This is a genomic window from Bradyrhizobium sp. ISRA464, from assembly GCF_029910095.1.
Taxonomy (GTDB): domain Bacteria; phylum Pseudomonadota; class Alphaproteobacteria; order Rhizobiales; family Xanthobacteraceae; genus Bradyrhizobium.
Genome location: NZ_CP094526.1, coordinates 5,998,344 through 6,022,085 on the forward strand (window position 1 = coordinate 5,998,344; position 23,742 = coordinate 6,022,085).

General features: G+C 62.6%; 25 protein-coding genes and 1 pseudogene. 14 read left to right on the forward strand and 12 right to left on the reverse strand.

Annotated features, from left to right (window positions below):
* Nucleotides 1-13: 13 nt before the first annotated feature.
* Entirely contained in the window at nt 14-1,741 is a 1,728-nt protein-coding gene (locus MTX19_RS28135) for an adenylate/guanylate cyclase domain-containing protein (RefSeq protein WP_280980289.1), read from the reverse strand.
* A 530-nt stretch (nt 1,742-2,271) separates the two neighbouring features.
* Here MTX19_RS28135 and MTX19_RS28140 point away from each other — a divergent pair.
* Together MTX19_RS28140 and MTX19_RS28145 are read left to right on the forward strand one after the other, a co-directional pair.
* Nucleotides 2,272-2,553, forward strand: a pseudogene (locus MTX19_RS28140) (transposase domain-containing protein); the annotation flags it as partial.
* A gap of 197 nt (nt 2,554-2,750) precedes the next feature.
* The gene (locus tag MTX19_RS28145; RefSeq protein WP_280980290.1) at nt 2,751-2,897 is read left to right on the forward strand and encodes a hypothetical protein; all 147 of its coding nucleotides are present in this window, start codon (nt 2,751-2,753) and stop codon (nt 2,895-2,897) included.
* Between the two features lie 135 nt (nt 2,898-3,032).
* On the opposite strand, the gene MTX19_RS28150 is transcribed toward MTX19_RS28145, so the two are convergent.
* Nucleotides 3,033-3,332: a hypothetical protein gene (locus MTX19_RS28150; RefSeq protein ID WP_280980291.1), complete on the reverse strand. Its 300-nt coding sequence runs from the start codon at nt 3,330-3,332 to the stop codon at nt 3,033-3,035.
* 567 nt (nt 3,333-3,899) lie between these two features.
* On the opposite strand from MTX19_RS28150, the gene MTX19_RS28155 reads away from it, so the two are divergent.
* The 3 genes from MTX19_RS28155 (at nt 3,900) to MTX19_RS28165 (ending at nt 4,734) form a co-directional block, all read left to right on the forward strand.
* Complete coding sequence (locus tag MTX19_RS28155) at nt 3,900-4,046, forward strand: hypothetical protein (RefSeq protein ID WP_280980292.1); 147 nt, start codon at nt 3,900-3,902, stop codon at nt 4,044-4,046.
* Nucleotides 4,047-4,084: 38 nt separating this feature from the next.
* Nucleotides 4,085-4,300, forward strand: coding sequence for a hypothetical protein (locus MTX19_RS28160; RefSeq protein WP_280980293.1), 216 nt, complete (start codon nt 4,085-4,087; stop codon nt 4,298-4,300).
* 212 nt (nt 4,301-4,512) lie between these two features.
* On the forward strand, nt 4,513-4,734 hold the full coding sequence (locus MTX19_RS28165; protein WP_280985574.1) for a hypothetical protein: 222 nt from the start codon (nt 4,513-4,515) through the stop codon (nt 4,732-4,734).
* A 191-nt stretch (nt 4,735-4,925) separates the two neighbouring features.
* Here the strand turns inward: MTX19_RS28165 and pcaG are convergent, their stop codons facing one another.
* Genes pcaG through MTX19_RS28190 form a run of 5 tightly spaced genes read right to left on the reverse strand, consistent with a single transcriptional unit; the run spans nt 4,926 to nt 8,772 of the window.
* On the reverse strand, nt 4,926-5,528 hold the full coding sequence (pcaG, locus tag MTX19_RS28170; protein WP_280980294.1) for a protocatechuate 3,4-dioxygenase subunit alpha: 603 nt from the start codon (nt 5,526-5,528) through the stop codon (nt 4,926-4,928).
* A 1-nt stretch (nt 5,529) separates the two neighbouring features.
* Nucleotides 5,530-6,231, reverse strand: a complete 702-nt coding sequence (pcaH, locus tag MTX19_RS28175) for a protocatechuate 3,4-dioxygenase subunit beta (RefSeq protein WP_280985575.1) — start codon at nt 6,229-6,231, stop codon at nt 5,530-5,532.
* Nucleotides 6,232-6,284: 53 nt separating this feature from the next.
* Nucleotides 6,285-6,824, reverse strand: coding sequence for a DUF4863 family protein (locus MTX19_RS28180; protein ID WP_280980296.1), 540 nt, complete (start codon nt 6,822-6,824; stop codon nt 6,285-6,287).
* Between the two features lie 14 nt (nt 6,825-6,838).
* On the reverse strand, nt 6,839-7,567 hold the full coding sequence (locus MTX19_RS28185) for a nitroreductase (protein ID WP_280980297.1): 729 nt from the start codon (nt 7,565-7,567) through the stop codon (nt 6,839-6,841).
* Nucleotides 7,543-8,772: an ABC transporter substrate-binding protein gene (locus tag MTX19_RS28190; RefSeq protein WP_280980298.1), complete on the reverse strand. Its 1,230-nt coding sequence runs from the start codon at nt 8,770-8,772 to the stop codon at nt 7,543-7,545. The genes MTX19_RS28185 and MTX19_RS28190 overlap by 25 nt, the downstream gene beginning before the upstream one ends.
* A 253-nt stretch (nt 8,773-9,025) precedes the next feature.
* Between MTX19_RS28190 and MTX19_RS28195 the strand changes: the two genes are divergently transcribed.
* The 3 genes from MTX19_RS28195 (at nt 9,026) to MTX19_RS28205 (ending at nt 10,399) form a co-directional block, all read left to right on the forward strand.
* Nucleotides 9,026-9,517 (forward strand): LysR family transcriptional regulator, encoded by a 492-nt coding sequence (locus tag MTX19_RS28195; RefSeq protein WP_280985576.1) that lies wholly within the window; start codon nt 9,026-9,028, stop codon nt 9,515-9,517.
* The gene (locus MTX19_RS28200) at nt 9,405-9,983 is read left to right on the forward strand and encodes a LysR substrate-binding domain-containing protein (RefSeq protein WP_280980300.1); all 579 of its coding nucleotides are present in this window, start codon (nt 9,405-9,407) and stop codon (nt 9,981-9,983) included. The genes MTX19_RS28195 and MTX19_RS28200 overlap by 113 nt, the downstream gene beginning before the upstream one ends.
* 68 nt (nt 9,984-10,051) lie before the next feature.
* Nucleotides 10,052-10,399, forward strand: a complete 348-nt coding sequence (locus tag MTX19_RS28205; RefSeq protein ID WP_280980301.1) for a LysR substrate-binding domain-containing protein — start codon at nt 10,052-10,054, stop codon at nt 10,397-10,399.
* Between the two features lie 325 nt (nt 10,400-10,724).
* On the opposite strand, the gene MTX19_RS28210 is transcribed toward MTX19_RS28205, so the two are convergent.
* The 5 genes from MTX19_RS28210 to MTX19_RS28230 are packed head-to-tail and all read right to left on the reverse strand — an operon-like array spanning nt 10,725 to nt 16,018.
* A complete protein-coding gene (locus MTX19_RS28210; protein ID WP_280980302.1) occupies nt 10,725-10,946 on the reverse strand; it encodes a biotin/lipoyl-binding carrier protein in 222 nt (73 codons plus the stop codon).
* 48 nt (nt 10,947-10,994) lie between these two features.
* Nucleotides 10,995-12,209 (reverse strand): CoA transferase, encoded by a 1,215-nt coding sequence (locus tag MTX19_RS28215; RefSeq protein ID WP_280980303.1) that lies wholly within the window; start codon nt 12,207-12,209, stop codon nt 10,995-10,997.
* 10 nt (nt 12,210-12,219) lie between these two features.
* Nucleotides 12,220-13,737, reverse strand: a complete 1,518-nt coding sequence (locus tag MTX19_RS28220) for a carboxyl transferase domain-containing protein (protein ID WP_280985577.1) — start codon at nt 13,735-13,737, stop codon at nt 12,220-12,222.
* The gene (locus MTX19_RS28225; protein WP_280985578.1) at nt 13,734-15,371 is read right to left on the reverse strand and encodes an AMP-binding protein; all 1,638 of its coding nucleotides are present in this window, start codon (nt 15,369-15,371) and stop codon (nt 13,734-13,736) included. The genes MTX19_RS28220 and MTX19_RS28225 overlap by 4 nt, the downstream gene beginning before the upstream one ends.
* Before the next feature lie 56 nt (nt 15,372-15,427).
* On the reverse strand, nt 15,428-16,018 hold the full coding sequence (locus MTX19_RS28230) for a TetR/AcrR family transcriptional regulator (RefSeq protein WP_280980308.1): 591 nt from the start codon (nt 16,016-16,018) through the stop codon (nt 15,428-15,430).
* A gap of 191 nt (nt 16,019-16,209) precedes the next feature.
* Between MTX19_RS28230 and MTX19_RS28235 the strand changes: the two genes are divergently transcribed.
* The 6 genes from MTX19_RS28235 to MTX19_RS28260 all read left to right on the forward strand — a co-directional run bounded on the left by MTX19_RS28235 (nt 16,210) and on the right by MTX19_RS28260 (nt 23,738).
* Entirely contained in the window at nt 16,210-17,445 is a 1,236-nt protein-coding gene (locus MTX19_RS28235) for an ABC transporter substrate-binding protein (protein ID WP_280980309.1), read from the forward strand.
* Between the two features lie 10 nt (nt 17,446-17,455).
* Entirely contained in the window at nt 17,456-18,334 is an 879-nt protein-coding gene (locus tag MTX19_RS28240; RefSeq protein WP_280980310.1) for a branched-chain amino acid ABC transporter permease, read from the forward strand.
* A gap of 2 nt (nt 18,335-18,336) precedes the next feature.
* The gene (locus tag MTX19_RS28245) at nt 18,337-20,124 is read left to right on the forward strand and encodes a branched-chain amino acid ABC transporter ATP-binding protein/permease (RefSeq protein WP_280980311.1); all 1,788 of its coding nucleotides are present in this window, start codon (nt 18,337-18,339) and stop codon (nt 20,122-20,124) included.
* The gene (locus MTX19_RS28250) at nt 20,121-20,894 is read left to right on the forward strand and encodes an ABC transporter ATP-binding protein (protein WP_280980312.1); all 774 of its coding nucleotides are present in this window, start codon (nt 20,121-20,123) and stop codon (nt 20,892-20,894) included. The genes MTX19_RS28245 and MTX19_RS28250 overlap by 4 nt, the downstream gene beginning before the upstream one ends.
* Entirely contained in the window at nt 20,891-22,471 is a 1,581-nt protein-coding gene (locus MTX19_RS28255; protein ID WP_280980313.1) for a carboxyl transferase domain-containing protein, read from the forward strand. Before MTX19_RS28250 ends, MTX19_RS28255 begins: the two co-directional genes overlap by 4 nt.
* A gap of 64 nt (nt 22,472-22,535) precedes the next feature.
* Complete coding sequence (locus MTX19_RS28260; RefSeq protein WP_280980314.1) at nt 22,536-23,738, forward strand: ABC transporter substrate-binding protein; 1,203 nt, start codon at nt 22,536-22,538, stop codon at nt 23,736-23,738.
* Nucleotides 23,739-23,742 lie beyond the last annotated feature (4 nt).

A 23,742-nucleotide genomic window follows, 5' to 3' on the forward strand; every position in this document is an offset into this window, starting at 1 on the left:
TTGACACTGATCCCTACGTCGACGGCAACCCTGCCTCTGTTAAGGCCTGGTGAAAAAGCTGTTGTATCACCTTAGGCCGCACTGGCTGTATGGGCATCGACTTGATCGACAAACGGGGCAGCGCAGCCAACAAGCCGGCACACGCCATCGCTGCTTCATTGGTCTTGCCAACGATCTGAAGGCTTGCCGTCAAAATCGCGTGCGCCACCCAATAATCAGGCTTTCTCTCGATAGAAGATCGCGCCCATCTTGCTGCTTCCGAATAATCCGCCAGCAAGAAATACGAAATGGACAGCACGGTGTACCGAAAGAAAATGCTGGGGTCTTTCGGATTTAGCCTTATCGCAAACTTAGTTGTCTCGATGCTTTCTTGCGCGCGGCCGCCGTAGGCGAGAGTTGTGCCTAACGTCCCATAACCGAGTGAAAAGTTCGGATTGATGTCGATCGAGCGTTGAAGGGCACCGATCGCCTCGTCAATCCGGTCGTTCAGGACACCAAATACAATTCCAAGACCCCAATAGACATGCTCATCGTTGACCGAGAGCTTCAGTGCGGTTCGAATTGACTGTTCCGCCTCAGATTTGAGCTCCTCCACGTTTGAGGCAAAGCCCATAAATATTATGTGGCTCGTTACTAGGGACAATAATTTGTCGCCCTCTGGGCTTCCCGGGAAATCGACGGTCATTTGCTTCGCAAGATCTCTCGCCTTCGCTAGGCTATCCCGATTAAGTCCGTAGAACTCTTTCCAAGCCTTCTTGCTCGCAGCCCAAATATCGAAGCCAGCCGACGATGTCCGATCTATCAGGCTGCCCTCCAAGAATATCAGCTCAGTCTGGAGCGTCGCGACGACCCGCTTCGTGATGTCGTCTTGCAAGTCGAAAATGTCGACCAAGTCACCGTCGTATCGCTCCGCCCAGATATGACCACCTGTCTCAACGTTTAATAACTGAGCATTAATACGCACTCTCTGACCCGCGCGTCGAACGCTCCCTTCGAGGATGTATTTGACGCCTAGCTCGGTGCCGATCTTCTTTATGTCTACCGGCTTTCCCTTGTACGTGAAGGTGGAGTTGCGTGCGATTACGAGCAGTCCCTTAAAACGAGAGAGCTCAGTGATGATGTCTTCCGTGATGCCGTCGGCAAAGAAATCTTGCTCGGGATCGCTGCTCATGTTGTTGAATGGCAGGACCGCGATCGATGGGGTCGCGTCCAAGGCGGGGAGCGCTTGGCTTGGGTTTTGCATCCCTATCCCAACCGAATATGCTCGGATGGGCTTGCCAATGTTTTTCAGCTTCAACTCACCGCGGTCCTCAAACCGAACATCGATTTTGCGGACTACCTCGGAATAGAGCTTCTCCGATACCAGGATCGCTCCTGGCTCACACAGCCCCTCTAGGCGAGCAGCAATGTTTACTCCTTCACCGTAGACGTCACCGTCGGCCTGTATGATTACGTCGCCCAGATTGAGGCCTATCCGAAGCTGCAGGGGTAGAACGAGTTGGGAAACCTGTTCTTGGATTGTGATTGCGCTGCGGAGTGCCGCCATCGGACTAGCAAATTCAGCAAGAAAGCCATCTCCGGTCGTCTTAATGAGCCGCCCGTGCTCCTCTTGGAGACAGGGCTCAATAACTTCCGTCCGAAGTTCAGTAACGCGCGCAACGGTGCCTTCTTCGTCCGCCTCCATGAGGGCGGAGAAGCCAACAATGTCAGCTGCTAGAATGACTGCGAGGCGTCTCAGCATCTAGACACCGCATGCATGAAACAATTGATCAAATGTATGGGCTTAATCATACCCACTCATTCTAGGTTGTAAATCGACTGTTCTCGCTGTTCGGACACTATTCCTGGTCGACCCAAGCCTCAGCTTAGATTGCTCCGCAGATGACAACTTCGATTCTCCGACAATGGCCGCCCGAGCCCATTTTTTCCCGGTAATGTCGGCTTGAGGGCCTATAGCTGACGGTTCTTTGACCCTATCGGAATATCGGCTGTTCGGGATAGATCGGACGTCGCGTCGCCGGTCGCCCTTGCATGATCTCCGACGTCGCCCTCTTGGTAACCCCCGGCCATGCGGGTAGCGGATCTTCATTGCAGCGGAAAGCGTCTCGCTCTCTGCGTGGGCCGGAACAGTCGATTGCATTTTTCGTCTGACAGCAAGGCACTAGCCTCGGGACTCCGGCCATCCGTAGACGGTGACGCACGCGCTCGCGCTCGGCGAGGTAACCTGGATGATCACTTTGCGCGCCGTCGCAGCGCGACGAGGGGTAAAGCTTCCTCGACGACGGGCGCCTTTGCATGTCGAACAATGCCGCCGAACGCGAGCTGCGGGCTGTCGCTATGGGAAGAAGAAACTGGACCTTCGCCGGCTCCGATGAAAGCGGCCGGCGTGCGGCTGCAATCTACACCCTTATTGCCAGCGCCAAGCTCAACGACATTGATCCGCAGGCTTGGCTCGCCGACGTCCTGGCCCGCCTAGCGGATCATCCCGCCAAGCGCATTCACGAACTGCTGCCCTGGAATTGGCAGCCTCAGAGCGTTGCTCACGCCGCCTGAGCCAATCAGCCATTCGCGCCAAACGGCTTAACCAGGGGTCTTCACCGGATGCTTACAGCCAAACGACTGGCGGCCAGCAATTTTTGGCGTGTACAATCGTATGCCAAAGGGATCAAAGCTCCGGCTTTCCGAAGTCCTTAAGCTGTTCGAGTTGATGCGATGATCGGAACGCCTGGGCGCAATCTGAAGAGAGACCAATGACAGTCTTCGTCTATGTCAACACCAGCAAGCAGGTTGGCGACAAGGATCATCTCAAGGTCTTCGCCAACGAGGATGCCGCGGAAAAATGGTTCGAGGAGAACGACCCAGAAGGCGTAGCGTTCGAGTACGAGGTTCTCGAGTGAGTCTTAGATCAACGCCTGCTCGTGATCTGATCGCTAAAGAGATACCCGGTTAGGCCGAACAGAGATGCACCCGCTATGATGAAAAGGACGACCTGCACCACAATCATGTTGAGCCCCCTAAACCTATAAGGCTCTCTAACATCGTGACTGCAGCTGCGTAAATCCCGTCAATCTACGGGTGGCGAAGCCCCATCTCCGGCTCATAAAAGTCGCGCGCCAAACGCGCAGCGGCGCCGCCCGCGTCCCCCGTAGAACCACGGCGACCTGATCGGCGCCGCCTACCGCGCCCAGGCGGATGCGCTTGAGATCGAGGCCGGCGCCAAGCGTCGCCTCGCCGATGAATACGACGCAGCGCAGGAGCGTGGCCAAGTAGCGACCGTAGGCAAACGTCCCCAACCGGAACGTTTGCAGGAAGCGCCCGTCAGCCGCCGACATTCGGTCTTTCTCTCCCAGGGGGCACTCGCCCCATGTCGCACGCGTGCGGCACCTGAACGACAAGAAGGAGCCGGACCATTGAAGAGAGGTCTAGCGTAGCGGCCTCGGCATCAATCCTCTTCGATACTGGGGCCGCTGCTATTCGACAATTTGATTGCCAGCCTTCGAATGGAGTCTCGCAATGACAGCAGTTTGGAATCTACGTGAATACAAGCAAGCAAGTTGGCGATGCCGATCATCTCAAGGTCTTTGCCTCCCTTGAGGCCTCGGAGCATTGGCTCGAGGAGCATGATCCTGAAGGTGTCGCGTTCGAATATCCCGTGATTGTCAGAGCGACTTAAGCGGTGGGGGCGTGCGACTGCGCAACATTCTCGATCCTAGGTCCGGCGGGTGGCATGAACCGTGCTGTAGATTTCCTGCGGGGGATTTCAGTGCCCCAGTTCAGGAATATACGCCGCCGAGCGGTGTCATTTTGAGACCGCCGGCCCGACAATTCGGGAGGTATCGTTGAACGACTCAGCACCTCTGCAGGCTAGGTTCCTTGTACGGCAAGGAACCACTGGCTGGATGGTTTATGATCGAGAACGCAAGGGGCCGGCGCTGCTGAAGAACGGCGACTTTGCTGAGAAGCTGACGAGAGAAAAGGCCGAATACGTAAAGCAGTGGCTGACGGACCAGCCCCACCTGAGCGAAGGCCGGCGCCAAGGGCGCTGACGGATTAGCAAGTCCGGCCCCGGATACCTATCTTCGGGGTGTCGATTACCCGAAAGCCGATCGAGATCCCTCCGGAAGTCGCGCGCCAGTTTGTCGCCGACATGGAGGCTTATCACGCGGAGCGCGACCTCTTGCGCCGTGACGAGATCGCCGGGCGCACGCGACACACGCTCCTCGGGCACATGCCTGCCGGCTCAAAGCTCCGGCTCAGCGAGGTCAAGGAACTCTTCGACCAGTTGAGGTCGCTGGCATGACCGTCCAATGCATTCTCTGCGATGACACCGGCTGGGTCTGTGAGAACCATCCGGACCAGCCCTGGAGCGGTAATCACGCCTGTAGGTGCGGCGGTGCCGGCGCGCCCTGCCCGAAGTGCAACAGGCCGAATCCGGATGATGGGATTCCGCGGCTGCTGCGAGGGTTTCGGAACGTGTTCAGCAGGCGCGACCGCAGACGCTGATGGCCGGCGATGCGTCCCAATCTTGAACGCATGATCGAAATCTTGGGCATTATGACCTTGCTGGGAGGCGGTCGCGCCGCGGAACTTTGGGAAGGACGGGCCAATCTTCTTCAAAACAGCTTCTTCTCGAGTTCGCGCGCCTCGTCCGATCCAATCGATCTTCCGATGGAAGCGACCATCTTCCCTAGGGAGACTTTCCTCGCTCCGCGAACCCGGGCCGAAGCCGCATGATCCAACCTGTTCTACTGGAACGGTTAAACAAGGGCGAACACTTTGCCACTTTCGAGCAGCCGGAAGTTTTCGCGAAGGAAATGTGGCAAGCCTTTGAAACGATCCGAGGCTGAGCCGCGGACCGCATCGTAGACAAAAGCATCTTCGAATCCGACACGTTGTGCCGACCACCCTGCTCGTCGGCGGGCCGGCTAGATGTCGAAGAACACCGTCTCGTTGTCACCCTGCAGGTGAATGTCGAGCGTGTAGACATGCCCCGCACCGGCCTTGCGCCTGGCGATCAGGGTCGTGCGACGATCGGCCGGCACTAGCGCCAGCACGGGATCGCTGGCGTTGCCGGCTTCGTCGTCGAAATAGATCCGCGTGTAGAGATGCAGCAGCATGCCGCGCGCGTAGACCGCGAGCAGGATGTGCGGCGCCTGCGGCTTGCCGTCGGGGTCCGGCACCACACCCGGTTTGATGGTGTCGAAGGCGTAACCGCCGCTCGCATCAGTGCCGCAGCGGCCAAAACCCTTGAAGCTCGAGTTCGGCAGCGCGCGCTTGTCCTGCGGATCGGAGAAGCGGCCCTGGGCATCGGCCTGCCAGATCTCCAGCATGCAGTCCGGGATCACGGCGCCGTCGCCGTCATAGACCTTGCCCTCGATGCGGATGCGCTCGCCGGAGACGTCGGGCGTCAGCAGGTTGTTGGTGAAGGCGTCGTTCCACGCATATTCGCCGTTCGGCGTCAGGCCGTACTTGAAATAAGGGCCGACGGTTTGCGACGGCGTGATGCCATCGGGACGCTGGTTCGACACGTTACTTGGTCTCCATCGGCGTGGCGTTGCGCCCGCGCAGCACGATATCGAAGCGGTAGCAGAGCGCCCATTCCGGCTTGGTGTTTTCGAGATCGAACGACGAGATCATCCGCGCCCGCGCCTTCTCATCGGTCACCGAATTGAAGATCGGATCGAACGGAAACAGCGGGTCGCCCGGAAAATACATCTGCGTGACCAGCCGCGAGACGAAGGAGGGGCCGAACACCGAGAAGTGGATATGCGCGGGCCGCCAGGCATTGTGATGATTGCCCCAGGGATAGGCGCCGGGCTTGATGGTGATGAACTTGTAGTAGCCCTTGGCGTCGCTCTGGGTGCGGCCGGCGCCGGTGAAGTTCGGATCGAGCGGCGCCGGATGCTGGTCGACGACGTGGATGTAACGGCCGCAGGCGTTGGCCTGCCACAGCTCGACCAGCGTGTTGGGCACGCCGCGGCCGTCCTCGTCGAGCACATAGCCGTGCACGATGATGCGCTCGCCGAGCGGCTCACCCTTGTGCTGGATGGTGAGGTCGTTGTCGTGCTCGCGCACGGTCTCATGACCATAGACCGGACCGGTGAGCTCCGAGAGCGTGTGCCGCATCGGGATCAACGGCTTCGAAGGCGCGCGCTTGATCGCGCTCCGATACGCGGGAGACAGACGCGCGGGATGGACGCTGTTCGAAGCGACCGGATAGATCAACGCCATGTGCCTTCTCCAGACCGGATTACTGCCGTGGCCTATGCCACCGGCGCGCGACATCAGGCCGGCGCCTTGAAATCGTAGGAGATGCGCCCGGCCGGCAGATAAAACAGGGCGATCATCGCGCCGCCCCTGACCTCGGGATAATGCCGGCTACCGGGATCCGGCGCCGTCCATCCTGGTCCTTGCCAGCCCTGCAATCCCTTGAGCTGCGCCCCCTTGTCGAGGGGAACGACGAGGTTGAGCTCGCCATAGGGATGGCCGTGATATTGCCCGCGCAGCACGTGATGGTCGTCCTCGTCCTTGAAACGGCGTGGATCGGTGCTGTTCATGTAGACCGCGGTGATGCTGAACTGGAACGTTTCGGGGACCGGCTCAAGGATGCGGCTGCGCCGATAGTTCGGGCCATCCACCTCCTGGTTCGCCGCCCAGCCCTCCTCGACCCCCATTTTGATGAGGCGAGCGAGATCCTGGTAGAGCGCGCTGTCCTCTCCATAGGTCTCGTTGAGCCATCGCTCCATCGCCGCGCTCGGCGTCATGTCCTTGACCTCGCGCAGAAACGGAATGCTGCGTTCGATCAGTTGTTCACGGCTTCCCATGACTTTCTCCTGTTCTAATTCTCGAAACCCTTGAAGGAGGCGAACGCCTCCAAATCCGCGCGTGGCATCAGCCGCTCCCTCGCCTGCTCCTTGGGGTGACCCATCGAAATCCCGCAGGCGACCATCTGCTCGGCAGGAATCGACAATAGCGGACGCAGTATTCGGTGGTACCTGGCGAAGGTTTCCTGCGGACAGGATTGCAGCCCTCGTCCCACCGCTGCCAGCATCACGTTCTGGATGAACATGCCGAGATCGAGCCAGCTTCCCATCGCCAGGCGGCGATCGATTGTAACGATCAATCCAACCGGTGCACCGAAGAACGCGAAGTTCTTTGCGGTCTGCCTGCTCCTCGCCGCACCGTCGCTCTGCGCGATTCCGAGCGAGCCATAGAACAATCGCCCGAACTCCTGGCGACGACCAAGATACGGCTCGGGAAACTCGCTGGCGTAGTATTGATATTCGGAGACGTGCTCGTTCGGCTCCTTCTCATACGCGTGCAGAAGCGCAGCCGACACCTCGGCCTTGGCGGCGCCCGCCAGCACGTAGACGTGCCAGGGCTGAATGTTTGCGCCACTCGGCGCAAACCGCGCCACGCGCAGGATTTGCTCGATGGTCGAGCGTGAGACCGGACTGCCGGAGAACTCACGGCACGAGAGACGGGCAGCGATCACTTCATCGATCGGATTGCGCGGAGCTCCACACGCCACGCCGCGGTCGATCACGGCTTCTCCACAAGCGGGCATCCGCTGTCCTCCATCGGTCTGAAGGCCTCATCTCCCGGGATGGCGGCCAGCAGCTGGTAGTAGTCGAACTGGTACTTCGACTCCTCCGGAGATTTGACGCGGAAGAGATACATGTCGCGGACCAGCCGGCCGTCCGGACGGATCTTGCCGTTACGGGTCATGAAATCGTTCACCGGTAATTCGCGCATCTTGGCAGCAACAGTGGGTCCATCGAGCGTGCCCGCGGCTGTGACTGCCTTGAGATAGTGCATCACCGCGCCATAGGTGCCGGCGTGGATCATGGTGGGCACCTTCCTGGTCTTCTCGATGAAGCGCTTCGACCACGCGCGCGTCTCATCGTTGAGATCCCAGTAGAACGCCGAGCTGAGCATCAGGCCTTGCGCGCTCTGCAGACCGAGGCTGTGAACGTCGGCGATGAAGACGATCAGGCCGGCGAGCTTTTGCCCGTGCGTCACGCCGAACTCGCCCGCCTGCTTCACGGCGTTGATGAAATCGCCGCCGGCGTCAGCGAGTGCGATCACGTCCGCCTTGGAGGCTTGCGCCTGCAGCAGGAAGGACGAGAAATCGGGCGTATTGATCGGATGCTTCACCGCGCCGACGACCTTGCCGCCGGTGGCATCGATCACCTTGCGGCTGTCGGCCTCGAGCTGCGCGCCGAGCGAATAGTCGGCCGAAACGAAGAACCACGACTTGGCGCCGAGACGTGAAATCGCTCTCGTCGTCCCCTGCGACAGCGCGTAGGTGTCGTAGGTCCAGTGGATGCCGGTCGGCGAGCACTCATCGTCGGTCAGCCGGGACGTCGCTGTGCCGGTGGCGAGAAATAGCTTCTTCTTGTCGCGCGTGATGCCTTGCACGGCCAGCGCGACAGCGGAATTCGGCACATCGAGGATGACCTCAACGTTCTCGTTCGCCAGCCACCGCCGGGCAATCGCCGAACCGACGTCCGCCTTGTTCTGGTGGTCTCCCGCTATGATCTCGATCGGGCGCCCGAGTACCTTGCCCTTGAAATCGTCTACCGCCATCTGCGCGGCGACGACCGAGCCCTGGCCGCCATTGTCGGCGTAGAGCGACGACATGTCGGTCAGCACGCCGAGCCTGATCGGACCGGTCTGTGCAATCGCCGACGTCGCCACCGCCACGAGTGTCAGCGCCAGTCCGAGCGATTTGTGTGCGCCGCTTCGTGCCAATCTCACCCAGACCTTCATCGCTTTTCTCCTCCCAACCCGGCGGCGGCAATCTTGGCCAGAACGGCGCGTTGCGGAAGTGAAAGTCTTGCAGGGTGATCCTGAACCGGCTTCAGATAGCCGGCGGTGACGGCACGGCGAGACGCTCATGATGAAATCCGATCGGTTGCATCCGCCGAACGTCTGGCCTTAACTGCGCGCGATCGCACAATCCTGCCAAGGCGCGCGATCCGCTACAGACGGGACTCCCAGCGTGTCGGTTTCCTTCAAGACATTGGACCTGAACCTGCTCAAGGTGTTCGACGCCGTCATGGAGGAGCGCAGCGTGCTGCGCGCCAGCCAGAAGGTCGCGTTGAGTCAGTCCGCCGTCAGCCACTCGCTGGCGCGGTTGCGCGAGATGCTGGACGACGAACTGTTCGTCCGCACCGCCACCGGCATGCAGCCGACGGCGCGTGCGCTCACGATGGCGCCGCAGGTTCGCCAGGCGCTGCGATCGCTGGAGGCCGCGGTCGAACTGCCGACCTTCGCTCCGGCGGTCTCCACCAAGCCGTTCACGCTCGCCGCCAATGACTTCACGACGATGGTGCTGGCGCCACCGCTGCTGAAGATCTTGAGCCGGGAGGCTCCCGTCGATCGACCTCACCATCAAGCCGGTGACGCGGATCGATCTCGCCGAGCAGATCGACCTCGGGCGCATCGACGTCGCCGTCGGCGTGTTCTCGTCGCCGCCGAGCCGCTTCCGTTCGGCACTGCTGTTCGAATATGACGATGTGCTGATCGTTGGCAGAAAGTGCAAGCTTGGCCGGCTCGACAAGGCAAGGCTCGCGACCTTGCCGCTGGTCGTCGTCTCCTTTGGCGGAGAGCAGGAAGGCGCGATCGGCGGCTTCATTTCCGAGCGCGGGCTTGCCAGACGTTCAGAGATGTACGACCGCCCCGCGCTTGAACGGGCGCTGTCCGACAGCGACCGGCCGCCACGGATCGCGGTCTCGCTGCCGCATTTCCTTGCATTGCCCGCACTGCTGGTCGATTCCGAGCTGGCGGCCATCGTTCCGCGGCCGTTGGCGCGCGCCTTCGAGCAAGCGCACGCGATCACGACTTATGAACTACCCTACAGCACGACTCCCGTGGAGGTGCGGATGCTGTGGCACGAGCGGATCGAGGACGAGCCATCGCACGAATGGCTTCACGAGGTACTCCGCCGCGCGACCGAAGAGCTGAGGCGCGGGGGTTAGTTGGTCGTCAGCGGCAATCACCGGCCGGCGCTTCATCTCGCGGCCATGGTGCCTGACCCAATGGCGGCGTGGTTGACTTGCCGATATCTACTGTTGCGGACAAAAGCGGCTTCGAAGCGCTCGTAGATGACATGGCCGATGCCCATGGACTGACGCTGAATACCGTGGAAGACGCCGACGATCTGCCGGTGTTATTGCAGTTGGTGAGGTCGGGCTTCGGCTGCACGATCCTCGACGCGTCATTCATTCCGACGCTGCCACCCGGTGTCAGACCACTCAAACTTGATGGCGTGACAGCGGCGCTCGACATTTCCTTAGTATGGCGACCCGACGGTATGTCACCCTTGGTACCCCGCTTCGTGAAAGTCGCCGAACGGTTGAAGCGCAAATCGAGCCGGGCACGTCGCAATGATTGAGACTGAGACACCCAAGCCTCGCAACCTTCCTTTGGTCCGCTTCACGGAGTTGGTGAGCGGCGCATTGCTTCGCCGGAAATTGAAAGGCCACCGCGTCCGCTTTTGGGGATCAGTTGCGTCGATCGGATCATGCCGTGAGGACGTCTGGTTTATCGGGACCGCGCTTGTTTCCGCATGCAACGCTCCTGCTGTGCGAGACGGAACACGCGACAGAACAAATCAACGGCCATGCGGCGCTATGGCATCGATCTAGGACTCATAGGACGAAGAATACCGCCCAGTCGATCCGAGAACGGTTGGCGCAACCGCATCAGACCAGACTTCCTCACACTTCCAGCACGGCGACCGTCTTACCCTCGTCAACTGCGCCGCCTTCTTCGACCGCGATCGTAACGATCACGCCGTCAGCTTCTGCCACGACCGGAATTTCCATTTTCATGGACTCAATTACGATGAGCGTGTCGCCCTTCGCCACGCGCTTGCCGAGCTCAGTCTCCACCTTCCAGACGAAACCGCTGACCTCGGATTTTGCTTCCAGCTTTGCCATTCCAAATTACCTTCCAATTGTCTCAATGTAACTCACTCAGGTGTTCGATTATCTGCCGCCGAAGGCGCCCGCGGCGGCCAGTTGCGCCAGGCGCTCCTCGTCGCAGTCCAGCACCCGCCGGAGCGCGTCCCTCGTCTGTGATCCCAGCAGCGGAGCACCAGCCGGCTTGCGCATCGGCGTCTCCGAGAATTTGATCGGCAATCCAACATTCGGAATCTTGCCGAGCTTCTCGTGCTCGGCTTTACCGAGGATACCCAGCGCGCGCACCTCGTCTGATTCCAGGGCCTCGCCGACGCTACGCACCGCAGCGGCAGGAACGCCCACGCGCTGCATCGCGCTCAGCCAGTCCTCGCGTGTGCCCTGCGACAGCGCCGCGCTGATGATCTGCTTGAGCGCTTCATTGTTGGCGCGGCGGCTGGCGCTGGTGCGAAAGCGCTCGTCATCGGCAAGCTCCGGGCTCTTCAGCACATCCCGCATCAAGCGCCTGAACGTGCCGTCGTTCGCGCAGGCGATGTAGAGCGGGCCCGTCCTGGTGGCGAAGGAGCCAACCGGCACCGCGGTCACCTGCCAATTGCCGAACCGCTTCGGACTCACGCCCGACATGAGGTAGCCCATGTGGAAATTGCCGAGCATGTTGACGGCCGCGCCCAGCAGATTGGTCTCGATCAGCTGTCCCCTGCCGTTCCGCGCACGCGCGTGCAGCGCCGCGAGGATGGCGTTGCAGGAAAGCATCGCCGTTGCCATGTCCATGATCGACGATCCGGCCCGCATGCCCTCATCATCCGGACGCCCGTTCATCGAGATGAAGCCGCTTTCGGCCTGCGCGATCGGATCGAAACCGAGACGGTGTGCGAACGGGCCGCTGCGGCCATAGGCCGAGATCGAGCAATAGATCAGGCCCGGATTGCGCTTCCTGAGCGCCACGTAGTCGAGGCCGAGCCTTTGCATGACGCCGGCCGAGAAATTCTCGACGACGACGTCTGCCTTGTCAGCGAGCTCGAGCGCAACCTGACGGCCGGCCTCGGTTTTCAGGTCGAGGGCAACGCTGTCCTTGTTCCGGTTGGTCCAGAGATACGGCGCGCCCTCCCCGGCGCGGTGCGGCGGATATTGCCGGAAGCCATCGCCCCCATCCGGGGATTCGATCTTGATCACCTCGGCACCGAAATCCGCGAGGATCATGGTGCAGAAGGGCCCGGCAATGAAATGGGTAAAATCGACGATGCGCACATCCATCAGCGGCGTCTCGACCTCGCATTCGCTCATCGCGCGGCCCTCAGAATGGCTCGATGACCCGCTTGCGCGTCGCGCGTAGTGCGGGCTGCGGCAGCGTCTCGAGTGTCTTGACGAGGATGTCGCGCGTGTCGGCGGGATCGATCACGTCGTCGTAGAGGAACTTGGCACCGCTTTCGACAGCTGTATTCGAGCGCTTCAGCTCAGCGGTCAGGCTGGCATGCAGTCCGGCCCGTTCCTCCGGCGTCGCCGCTGCCTCGAGCTCCTTTGCGTAGATAATATTGACGGCTCCCTCGAGACCCATGCCGCCGAACTCGGCGGTGGGCCAGGCGACGAGAATCGCCGGCTCGAACGGACGCGAGCCCATGATGTAATAGCCGAGGCCATAGGCCTTGCGCAGCACGACCGTCAGCACCGGAACGGTGGCGTTGGCGAGCGCCGATAGCACGCGCGCGCTGTGACGCATCAGTCCGGTCTTTTCGACCTCCGGTCCAACCATCAGGCCGGGGGTATCGCAGAGGACGACAAGGGGGATATCGAAGGCGTCGCAGATCTGGATGAAACGTGCCATCTTGAGGCAGGCTGGCGTATCCATGGCACCAGCGAGATACATCGGCTGATTGGCCACGATTCCCACAGTTCGGCCCGCGATACGGCCGAAGGCCGTCACCGCGGCCTTGCCGTAACCCGCCTTGACCTCCATCACGCTGTCGATGTCACAGAGCGTCTGGATCACCGTGCGGACGTTGTAGGCCCTGCGGGGATTTTCCGGCACGATGTCGCGCAGAAGCGTCTGGTCCGGCGCTTCACCCGCCGGCTTCTGCATGTCGAAATAACCGAGATATTTCTTTGCTGCGGCGATTGCCTCGGCCTCGTCCTTGACGAGGATGTCGATCACGCCCGAGGCCCAGTGCACCGACGACGGACCGATCTCTTCCGGCGTGTATTTTTTGCCGAGCGCGGCTTCGACCAGTGGCGGACCCGCCATGCCCATGGCCGAATCCTCCGTGGCGATCAGGACATCGCACAGCCCTGCCAGATTGGCGTGCCCCGCGAAGGCGCGGCCGGGCGAGATGCCAATCGTCGGCACGAGACCGGAAAGACGGGCGAACACGACGAACGTTGGTGTCGAAGGGCGGGCTGTCACATGCATGTCGTGCGGCCGGGCACCGCCGCCATCGAGCCAGCAGATCACTGGCAACCGGTGTTTCTCGGCATGCGTGAACATTCGCGAAATCTTCGCGTGGTTCATCGCACTCTGCGTGCCGGCATAGACCGAATAATCGTAGAGGACCATATCGACCGGCCGCCCGCCGACCTTGGCCATCCCCATGACCAGCCCATCGGCCGCGCCTTCCATCCCCTTCGTCGCAGGACGCACCAGCCCGCCATATTCGACGAAGCTATCCTGATCTGCGATGGTCTCGACTGCCCGACGCGCGGTCCAGCGTCCTCGCTTTTCCTGACGCGCGACGGCGCCGGGACGCGCGGCATCAAGACGCTCGGCTTGGGCATCCAGAACGAGCCTGAGATCAGGCCGCAGTTTCGTATCGTCCTTCATCGTGCGACCTTCAAATCTCCGACTGAGAGTTTCTCACGCTTGAGGCGGATACCCGCCTGCTCGCGATCCCACGTGTCGCCGGTCACGCCTTCCGCGCGCAGCACATGCTTTTCGATCTTCTGCGTCGGCGTCTTCGGCAGCTCCGCCAGGAAGCGGATGTAGCGGGGCACCATGAAGTGCGGCAGGCGCAGCGTCAGGAACGAGATGATCTCGAGCGGGTCGAGATCGGCACCGGGCACCGGTGAGATGACGGCCATGACCTCGTCTTCAGCGAACTCGCTGGGAACGCCGACGACGGCACTCTCGCGCACCTTCGGATGCGCACCGATTTCCGCCTCGACCTCGAAAGAGGAGATATTCTCGCCGCGCCGGCGAATGGCGTCCTTCATGCGATCGACGAAGAAGAAATTGCCGGCCTCATCCTGGCGAAACGCGTCGCCCGTGTGGAACCAGCCATTGCGCCAGGCGCGCGCGGTTGCTTCCGGGTTGCCATAGTAGCCGTGGTTCATCGTCCAGGGCTCATCGGCCCGGACCATCAACTCGCCGACGGTGCCGTGCGGCACCTCGACATCGTTCTCGTCGACGACCCGGGCCTCAAAGCCGGCGCGCACCCGCCCACAGGTCTTGAGCACATCGGGATTCCGCACCGACACGATTGGGCACGAAATCTCCGTCATGTTGAAGACCGTATAGATGTCGACGCCGAAACGCGCGGTAAACTCCGCCGCGTCGTCGGCAAGCGGCACCATGATCGCCTGCCGGAACGAGTGATCGCGGTCGCGGGAGGTTGGCGGCGCCTTCATTAGAAAAGGGATCATTGCGCCGAGCAGCGTCATCGTGGTGGCGCCGGTCCTGCGTACGGTGTCCCAGAAGGTCTGTGTGTCGAACGCCTCAACCAGCGCGACGGAGCCGCCGCGCACCAGCATGCGGTACACACCGCTGGTGCCGCCGACATGGAACAAGGGCAGATTGACCAATGCGCGGTCGTCGGAAGTCACGGTATCGATCGCCTCCGTCGTCGCCGCCAGATGCCGGTAGGACGACAGCACGCCTTTCGACGGACCCGTGGTGCCGGACGTGTAGATCACCGCATGCGTGTCCCAGGGCATGATCGCGCGGCATGGATCGGCGGGTTCGCGGGTTGCGGATGCAAGCGCATCTTCGGTCAGGCCGCGAATTGCGTTCAGGCCCGATGGCGGATTCCCTGACACCGCGACGAGCGTGTCGAGCGCGGCCGTCTCCACCTCGGTGAGACGCTCGGCGAGCCTCGCGTCGGCGATCATCAGGCGCGCGCCGGAATTTTTGATCACATGGGCAAGTAGCCGCCCGCGATAGGAGACGTTCACCGGCACATAGACCGCGCCGATGTAGTTCAACGCGAACCAGACCGCGATCGCATGCGGACCGTTGGGGAGCCAGGACAGGACGAAATCGTCCTGCTTCACGCCGAGCGCTTGGAGGCTGGCGGCAACCCTGCGCACATTTTCGCGCAGCTGCGTGTACGTCCATTCTTCCCCCGTCGACAGCACGATGAACGTCTTGTCGCCCCACTCGCGCGCATGGCGGTCGAGCAGATTGCGCAGCACGTATCTGTCCGACGGGGACAGCGACAGCCGATCGTCATCGCCACTCATTGGCGCCTCCCATTGCGCCGCCTTCAGGCGGTCGTTCTATTTCGGCGCGAACGCCGTCAGTCGTTCTTTCGACGGCCGGAAGCGTTTCCTCCCGCACCGTTGAGCCGCTTGCGCAAGCCCGCATCAATGAATGCATGAATCTGCGCCCGGTTCGTTGCGAGACTCCTGGCATCGCCCTCGAGCAGCGACTGGATGATCAGGCCGCGCAACATGCCGACCAGGATGTTGGCCATCTTCGAGCAATCGACCCTTTCGCGCAGCTCACCGCTGCGGCGCGCCTGTTCAAGATGCCTGCGAAAGCCGTCATGGAAGCTGGCGCTCAGCGCACGCGTGCGGGGCTGCAACTCCGGGATGGCACAGAGAGATTCGACGAACAGCGAATAGAGCGCGGCGGTCGCCACCGGGCTGGCGCAGGCACTGTCCACATGCGCGTCAATCCGCGCTTGCACGGCGTCGAGGCCTGCCTTGTCGCCGATTGCGTCGCGCAAGCGCTCGGCAAACCAGCCCTCCATGAAATCCATCAGCGCGTTCAGGAGCGCGAGCTTTGTCCCGAAGCGCTCGGCCGGAAGTCCACGGCTGAAACCCGCGGCGACACCGATTTCAGCCAGCGTCGCACCCGCAGCCCCCTTCTGCGCGATGATCGACATCGCTGCGCGCAACATGCGTGAGTCTGATGCACGCCGCCGCTCATCCTGCCGTGATGGGGGCTTTGTCTTGAGTTGAGGCGCTGGAGAAACCATGGCCGAAGTTAATAATCTACTTGCTGGTCGATTAGCAAGTATTATGATCAGCCAAATGATGGCCGACGAATGAGCCGTTCATCCGGGAGAGAAAACGCATGCGCACGACGCCCGCAATCCCTTTGCTTGCCCGCAACGTCATCGACAGGCGCGCGCTGCTGCGGCTCGCCGCACAGCTTGGTGTTGCCTCGTTGGTCGGCCCCGCCTTCGCGCAACAACAGCAAGCCTTCAAGGTCGGCTGGATCAGGCCAACGACCGGCCGCCTCGCCTCGTCCTTTGCTCCGCTTTATTTCGGTGGCCTCATCGCCGTGGATGAAATCAACGCCGCCGGCGGCATTCTGGGTCGCCGGATCGCGCGTGTCGAGGAGGATGACGAGGCGTCGCCGGCGAAGGAACCCGGCATCGTCCGCAAACTGCGGGAACAGGATATCGGATGTTTTGTCGGACCAACCGGCAGTTCCCAGTCGCTCGCATCGATCGCTGCTACGACGTCAGCGAAGACCATCCAGGCGACCTATGCGGCCGCCGCGGAAGCCGGCGATGGCCGCAAATATCCCTATCACTACCAGATCATGTTCAACACCGACCAGCAGGCCGGTGTCTGCGTCGAATACATGGTCCGCTCGCTCGGCTTGAAGAAGATCGGCATCCTCCAGGAAAACACGGCGTTCGGCGAGCAGGGAACGGCCGCAACGAAAGCGATCCTGCAGAAAACGTTCGGCCTCACACCGGTCAGCGAGCAGGTGTACCCGATCTCCGCGCCCGATCTGTCGGCCTACGTCGCCAACCTCCAGAAGGCCGGCGCGGACGGCGTGATCGGCTGGATCGCGAACGTCCCCAATGCCGCGATGATCTTCAATGCGATGAAGACGCTCAAATGGTTCCCGCCGGTCACCGGTCACAGCGGCCTGATGCTGCCGGCCCTGTTCGATCTCGTGCCCGCCGAGGCGGTGAAGAACGTGTTCGCGACCTACTACCGCAACTTCACCTGGACCGACACCGAGCAACCCGGAACGCGGCAGGTCGAGTTCGCCAAGAAGCTCGCGCAGTACCCGGAGTCGAACGGCTACGAGGTCAACGTCGCCGCCGCGCCCTACTACGACTTCCTTTATTGCCTCAAGGCGGCGATCGAATCGGAAAAGAGCTTCGAGCCCGAAGCCATCAAGCGCGGGCTCGACAATCTCAAAAACCATAAGGGCCTGCTGGGCGACATTTCCTTCACGCCCGAAAACCATTCGGGGATCGGGGCAAAGGACGTCGTGCTCGTATCGGTGGCGTCGGGACAGGATCCGCGCGCAATGGGGTGCCTGCGCGCTCGCGCGGCCGGTCAGTGAAAGCACGCCGATGGATATCGACGTCCTCGCGCATGGAATAGTCGCCGGCAGCCTCTACGCGCTGGTCGCGGTGAGCTTTAACATCCTCTACCGGCCGACCAACGTGTTCAATTTCGCGCAGGGTGAGCTTGTCATGCTCGGCGCGATGATCTTTGCGAGCCTCACCTCGCTCGCGGGCATGCCCTGGCTGGTCGCCTTTGCCGGAACGCTCGTGACCGTCGGATGCATCGGGCTGGTCGAGGAGCGTATCGCGGTTGCCCCCATCCTTGCCCGGTCGCAGACGGGAACAGGCTGGGTCATCACGACGCTCGCGACCTCCCTGATCATCTCCAATCTCGTCGGTCGCTTCTGGGGACCCGACCCGATCCTGGTCAAGCCGCCCGCGCTGCTCAGCATGGATTCGCTCGACATCGGGTCATCGCGCATCTCGTCCTACGAGATCGCGCTCGTCCTCGTGACCCTGGTTCTCGTCGCCATCGTCGAGAGGGTGTACCGCACGCTCAAAGGCAAGGCCGTCATGGCGGTCGCCGAAGATCGCGAGGCCGCCCTGCTGCGCGGCATCGATCCTGGCAGTCTCGGCCGCTGGTCCTTCTTCCTGGGAGCGGCCTTCGCGGCCATGACTGGCGTTCTCGCCGCACCCATTCTCTATGCTTCAACCTCTCTTGGACCGGATCTGCTGCTGAAGGGCTTCGCCGCCGCCGCGGTCGGCTCGATCGGCAACAACCGCGGGGCTCTCATTGCCGGATACGTCATCGGTGTGACGGAAGCGGTCGGCGCCGCCTTGTTGTCGCCCGGCTACCAGGAAGCGGTGATTTTCATCGTCGTCCTGGCCATGCTGCTGTTGAAGCCCGAAGGGCTGTTCGGTAGCCCGAACGCACGGACAGTTTGACCATGTCGCGCGCCGTCATCCCCTTCGCCACGCAGGCCGCCGCGCTCGGCGTTGCACTCGCACTCCCCGCCGTCGTTGGCGCCAATTCCTATGCGCTGTTCGTCGCAACCCAACTCGGAATCTACATCATCGCGGCGATCGGCCTCAACCTGCTGGCGGGCTATGCCGGACAGGTCTCGCTCGGGCATGCCGCGTTCGTCGCGATCGGCGCCTACTCCGTCGCGCTCCTGACCGTCGATCATCAGTGGCCGTTCTGGGCCGCTGCCGTGGTCGGGATGGTGCTGGCGGCCGCGCTCGGTGTGCTGGCGGCCCTGCCAGCCTTTCGGCTCAACACCTGGTACTTTGCTTTCATCACGCTCGCCTTTGCGCTCGTCTTCGAGAAAATGATCGTCGAATGGCGCTGGCTCACGAAGGGCTTTGCCGGCGTTGTCGGCGTACCGCCGCCCTCGGCGTTCGGCTACGAGTTCGGCCCGCGGCCGCTCTACTACACCGTCGTCGCCGTCACGATCATCGCCTTCATCCTCGTGCGCAATGTCGTCCACTCGCGCTTCGGGCGCGCCTTCGTCGCCGTGCGCGACGTCGAACCCGCTGCGCTGGCGGTCGGCGCCTCGCCGCAGCGGACCAAACTCGTCGCCTTCGTGATGTCGGCCGCGCTCGCGGGCATCGCCGGCGCCTTCTTCGCCGTGCAGAAGACAGTGGTCACGCCGGACGATTTCACCGCCGACTTTTCGATCTTCTTCCTGCTGACTGTCGTGCTCGGCGGCCTTGGCACCCTGTGGGGCCCCATCATCGGCGCGCTCGTCTTCTTCCTTATCCCCGAACTACTGGCCGGCCTGCAGAGCTGGCGCATGCTGATCTACGGCGGCATGCTGCTTGGCCTGATGCTGTTCGCACCACATGGCCTGTACGGCGCGCTGCGGCAAGTCTGGCGGCGCTTTGCGGGCCCCTCTCCAAGAGCGAGCGCCGCAGCGGAGGCTTCCGAAGCCAGGGAACATCCTCCAATCGCCGGCCTCGCGCTCGCAATCTCCGGATTGCGCAAGCAATTCGGCGGCGTTCAGGCGCTCGACGGCGTGGATCTCTCCGTTCCCGCCGGAAGCTGTTGCGCAATCGTCGGCCCGAACGGCTCCGGCAAGACGACGCTGCTCAATCTCGCGAGCGGATACTACGTGCCCGATGCCGGCAGCGTGAAGATCGGCGACGTCGAGGCGCTTGGATCCGGCGCACAATGGATCGCCGCACGCGGCGTCGGTCGCACCTTCCAGACCCCCCGCCTCGTTGCCGACCTCACCGCGCTCGATAACGTCATGCTCGGTGCGTATACGCGCGAACGCGCCGGGCTGCTTTCGACGGCGCTGCGCCTGCCATTTGCGCGCGCGGAGGCGCGCAGGCTGCGGCAGGAGGCACTCGGCTTTCTGCAATTCGTCGGCGTGGCCGACCGCGCGGACGTCGAGGCCGGCGAGATCCCGCACGGCCAGCAGCGGCTGATCGAGATCGCGCGCGCCATGATAGGTGGTGCACGGCTGATCCTGCTCGATGAACCCGCGGCGGGGCTGTCGATGTCCGAACTGGAGCGGCTCGAGCGGCTGATCATGCGCATCTGCGGGCTCGGCGCGACGATCGTCATCGTCGAACACCACCTCGACCTCGTCGCCAATGTCGCAAGCCACGTGACCGTTCTCGACCGCGGCACGGTGCTCGCGGCGGGCAAGCCTGCGGCGGTGTTCAACGACGGACGCGTCATGCGGGCCTATATGGGCGAACGGGCCCTGAAAGCAGGAGTTCCCGCATGAAGGTGACGGTCTCCCGGCCGCTTCTGTCGGCGACCAATGTCGACGCGGGGTATGGTCACGTCCGCGTGCTGGAGGACGTTTCCATCGACGTACGCCAGAGTCGCATCGTCGTGCTGGTCGGCCGCAATGGCGCGGGCAAGTCGACGCTGCTGCGCGCCTTGTCCGGCCTCAATCGCCCGACTTCAGGCAAGGTTACTTTCGACGGCCGCGACATCACCGGCGCGCGGCCGAATGCGATCGTCGATGCCGGCCTGCTGCACGTCGCGGAAGGCCGGCGGCTGTTTCGGCGCCAGAGCGTCGCCGACAATATCGAACTCGGCCGCTATGGGCTGCGCCTGACCGAGCAGGAGCACGATCGGCGCGTCGACTGCATCCACCAGCTCTTTCCTGTTCTGCAGGAAAAAATGGATCTGCCGGCCGGCAGCCTGTCCGGCGGCCAGCAACAGATGCTCGCCATTGCCCAGGCGATGATGCGGGAGCCGAAGTTGCTCATGCTCGACGAGCCCTCGCTCGGCCTTGCGCCGGTGCTGGTGGACCAGATGCTTGCCGCCATCCTCGCTCTGCGCGCGCAGGGCGTCGCCATCCTCCTTGTCGAGCAGATGGTGGAGCGCGCACTCGAGATCGCCGACGATGCCTATGTCATGCAGAATGGCCGCGTCATCGCCAGCGGACCAGCGCCCGAGATCGCGGCCGGAGACGCATTGCACGCCGCGTTCATGGGCGAGCACGGCGCACCTCATCATTCCGAACCACGACAGAGCGGATCATGAAATACCATCCGGACGCCGGACAACGGCAAATCCTCGAAGCCATCGAGAGCGAGCGCGCCCAGTTGATGGACGAGGCCCGCCCCGAAGCGATGATGCGGCTTGCCGAACGCGGCCGCATGTCGCCGCGTGCACGGATCGCGAAGCTCGTCGATCCCGGCACGTTCGATGAGATCGGAGCGCTCGCCTCGGAAGAGCCGGAAGCGGGCCAGCCACATCCCCGGAACAAATCGCCGGCCGACGGCGTCGTCACGGGCACGGCGCGTATCGACGGGCGGCCCGTCGCAATCGTCGCCCAGGATTTCAGCGTGTTCGGCGGCAGCATCGGCAAGCTCGGCAGCGCCAAGACGCAGCGCATGGTGAAGATCGCCATCCGCCGCGGCATCCCCATGGTCATGATGCTCGATGGCGGCGGTCACCGGATCCAGGGCGGGCAGAACTCGCGGCACTTTGCCCAGGCCAACGGCATGTTTCACGACCTCGCGCGAGCCTCGGGCTGGGTCCCGATGGTCGCGCTGATGCTGGGCGCTGGCTTTGCCGGGCCCACCAACTACGCCGGCCTTGCCGATCTCGTCGTCATGGTGCGCGGCCAGTCCGTGATGGGCCTTGCAGGGCCGGCGCTGGTGAGAGCCGGGACCGGCGAAGAGACCGACCAGGAGACGCTCGGCGGCGCCGCGGTCCAGGTGGACAAGCAGGGCCTCGCCGATCTTGGCGTCGGCAGCGAGGACGAAGCGTTTGCCGCGGCAAGGCGCTTCCTGTCCTACTTGCCCGGAAACGCCCGCAAGCCCCTGCCCCTGGTCGCGACCGACGATCCCTCCGATCGCGGCGACGATGCGCTGCTCGACATCGTACCCGCTTCGACGCGACGTGCCTACGACATGCGCCGGATCATCAGCGGTATCGCCGATGTCGGCAGCCTGTTCGAGATCAAGCCAACCTTTGCCGCCAACATCATCACGACCTTCGCGCGGCTGGGCGGACGGCCGGTCGGCTTCATCGCGAACCAGCCAATGCGGACCGGCGGCATCCTCGACGCCAACGCCTGCGAGAAAGGGGCGCACTTCATTGCCCTGTGCGATGCCTACGGTCTGCCGCTGATTTCGCTGATCGACGTGCCCGGCTTCTATATCGGCTCGGCCGCGGAACGCACCACGCTCGGGCGCCGCAGCGCCAAGCTTATCTACGAATGGGGCCATGCCAGCGTGCCACGCGCATCAGTGGTCATCCGCAAGGGCTTTGGTCTCGGCTATTTCGCCATGAACGGCGGTCGCGCCTTCGATTCCGACGCCTCCTTTGCCTGGCCTTCGGCGCAGATCTGCGCGATGTCGATTGAGGGCGCGATCGACGTGGCTTTCCGCAAGGAATACATGTCGGCTCCCGATCCGCAGGCCCGCAGGCAGGAGATGATCGAGGAGACGCGCGCCCAAACCGGCTCCATCCATGCGGCCGAAGGCTTCGGCGTCGACGACGTGATCGATCCGCGCACCACGCGCCGACGCATCATCGAGATCTTCGAGCAGGCACCGCCGCGGCGCGAGCCCGATCACCCTCCAAAGTTCCGATCGATCCCGCCGATCTAGTGCCGGCGCGTTGCGCCGCGCGCTAGCGGCAGGGAAGAAACAAGCAAACACTGGGAGGAGTGCTATGAAAATCCAACGCAACACACTCGACCGCCGTCTGTTTCTGGGGGGTGTGGCGGCCCTGGGCGCAAACGCCCTCCTGCGGCCAGCCTTCGCGGCGGACAATGCGTTCAATATCGGCTGGGTGCGACCGACGACCGGCCGGCTCACCTCCTCCTACGCGCCGCTCTACATCGGCGGGCTGATCGCGATTGATGAGATCAATGCCGCCGGCGGCGTGATGGGCCGGAAGATCGCGCGCCAGGAAGAAGACGACGAGGCGTCTCCCGCACGCGAACCGGCCGTCATCAAGAAGCTTCAGGAGGGTGGCGTTCGCTACATCTGCGGTCCCACCGGTTCGAGCCAGTCGTTGGCTGCGCTCGCGGTCACGACGGCGTCGAAGACCATCACCACCATGTACGCCATCGCCTCGGAAGCTGGGGACGGCACGCGCTATCCCTGGCACTATCAATGCACCTTCAATTCGGACCTGCAGGCGGAGATGGCCTCGCGCTACCTCGTCGAGACGCTGAAGCTGAAGAAGATCGGCATTCTCCAGGAGAACACTGCTTACGGCGAGCAGGTCGTCACCGCCTGCCAGACCATCTTGAAGAAGCTTGGCGTGACGCCCGTCGGCGTCGAAGTGTTTCCGATCACGGCGCCTGACCTCAACGGCTACGTCGGCAATCTTCGCAAGGCCGGCGCCGATGGCGTGCTGTTCTGGACCGGCTCGACGCCAATCACGGCCAAGGGCTTCAACTCCATGCACGGCCAGAAATACTATCCGGCGATCGCCGGCCACAGCTCGCTGTTCGCGGATTCGCTGCTCGATCTCGTGCCTGCGGAAGCGTTGCAAAATGCGGCCGGCACCTACTACAAGACGCTGACCTGGAGCGACAAGGAAGACATCGGTAACAGGCAGATGGAATTTGCCAGGAAGGCGAACGCTTTCCCTGAAACCAAGGAAACCGGCGTCAATGTTGCCGCTTCGCCCTTTTACGACTTCCTCTACATGGTGCGCGCGGCGATCGAGTCGGAGAAGTCGTTCGAGCCCGAAAAGGTCAAGCGCGCGATGGATGAGACCAAGGACTACAAGGGTCTGCTCGGCAACCTGAACTTCACGCCGACCAAACACGCTGCGATCTCGATCGAGGACATGACGATGGCAACGCTGTTGTCGGGCCGCGATCCCAAGGCGATGGCCGTCTTCCGCAAGCGCGCGATCTGAGGAA

Bases quoted from the DNA above. Each gene is read 5' to 3' on its own strand.
- MTX19_RS28135 (WP_280980289.1), bottom strand. From the start codon at position 1,741: ATGCTGAGACGCCTCGCAGTCATTCTAGCAGCTGACATTGTTGGCTTC.
- MTX19_RS28145 (WP_280980290.1), top strand. From the start codon at position 2,751: ATGACAGTCTTCGTCTATGTCAACACCAGCAAGCAGGTTGGCGACAAG.
- MTX19_RS28150 (WP_280980291.1), bottom strand. From the start codon at position 3,332: ATGTCGGCGGCTGACGGGCGCTTCCTGCAAACGTTCCGGTTGGGGACG.
- MTX19_RS28155 (WP_280980292.1), top strand. From the start codon at position 3,900: ATGGTTTATGATCGAGAACGCAAGGGGCCGGCGCTGCTGAAGAACGGC.
- MTX19_RS28165 (WP_280985574.1), top strand. From the start codon at position 4,513: ATGCGTCCCAATCTTGAACGCATGATCGAAATCTTGGGCATTATGACC.
- pcaH (WP_280985575.1), bottom strand. From the start codon at position 6,231: ATGGCGTTGATCTATCCGGTCGCTTCGAACAGCGTCCATCCCGCGCGT.
- MTX19_RS28180 (WP_280980296.1), bottom strand. From the start codon at position 6,824: ATGGGAAGCCGTGAACAACTGATCGAACGCAGCATTCCGTTTCTGCGC.
- MTX19_RS28185 (WP_280980297.1), bottom strand. From the start codon at position 7,567: ATGCCCGCTTGTGGAGAAGCCGTGATCGACCGCGGCGTGGCGTGTGGA.
- MTX19_RS28190 (WP_280980298.1), bottom strand. From the start codon at position 8,772: ATGAAGGTCTGGGTGAGATTGGCACGAAGCGGCGCACACAAATCGCTC.
- MTX19_RS28210 (WP_280980302.1), bottom strand. From the start codon at position 10,946: ATGGCAAAGCTGGAAGCAAAATCCGAGGTCAGCGGTTTCGTCTGGAAG.
- MTX19_RS28215 (WP_280980303.1), bottom strand. From the start codon at position 12,209: ATGAGCGAATGCGAGGTCGAGACGCCGCTGATGGATGTGCGCATCGTC.
- MTX19_RS28220 (WP_280985577.1), bottom strand. From the start codon at position 13,737: ATGAAGGACGATACGAAACTGCGGCCTGATCTCAGGCTCGTTCTGGAT.
- MTX19_RS28225 (WP_280985578.1), bottom strand. From the start codon at position 15,371: ATGAGTGGCGATGACGATCGGCTGTCGCTGTCCCCGTCGGACAGATAC.
- MTX19_RS28230 (WP_280980308.1), bottom strand. From the start codon at position 16,018: ATGTCGATCATCGCGCAGAAGGGGGCTGCGGGTGCGACGCTGGCTGAA.
- MTX19_RS28235 (WP_280980309.1), top strand. From the start codon at position 16,210: ATGCGCACGACGCCCGCAATCCCTTTGCTTGCCCGCAACGTCATCGAC.
- MTX19_RS28240 (WP_280980310.1), top strand. From the start codon at position 17,456: ATGGATATCGACGTCCTCGCGCATGGAATAGTCGCCGGCAGCCTCTAC.
- MTX19_RS28245 (WP_280980311.1), top strand. From the start codon at position 18,337: ATGTCGCGCGCCGTCATCCCCTTCGCCACGCAGGCCGCCGCGCTCGGC.
- MTX19_RS28250 (WP_280980312.1), top strand. From the start codon at position 20,121: ATGAAGGTGACGGTCTCCCGGCCGCTTCTGTCGGCGACCAATGTCGAC.
- MTX19_RS28255 (WP_280980313.1), top strand. From the start codon at position 20,891: ATGAAATACCATCCGGACGCCGGACAACGGCAAATCCTCGAAGCCATC.
- MTX19_RS28260 (WP_280980314.1), top strand. From the start codon at position 22,536: ATGAAAATCCAACGCAACACACTCGACCGCCGTCTGTTTCTGGGGGGT.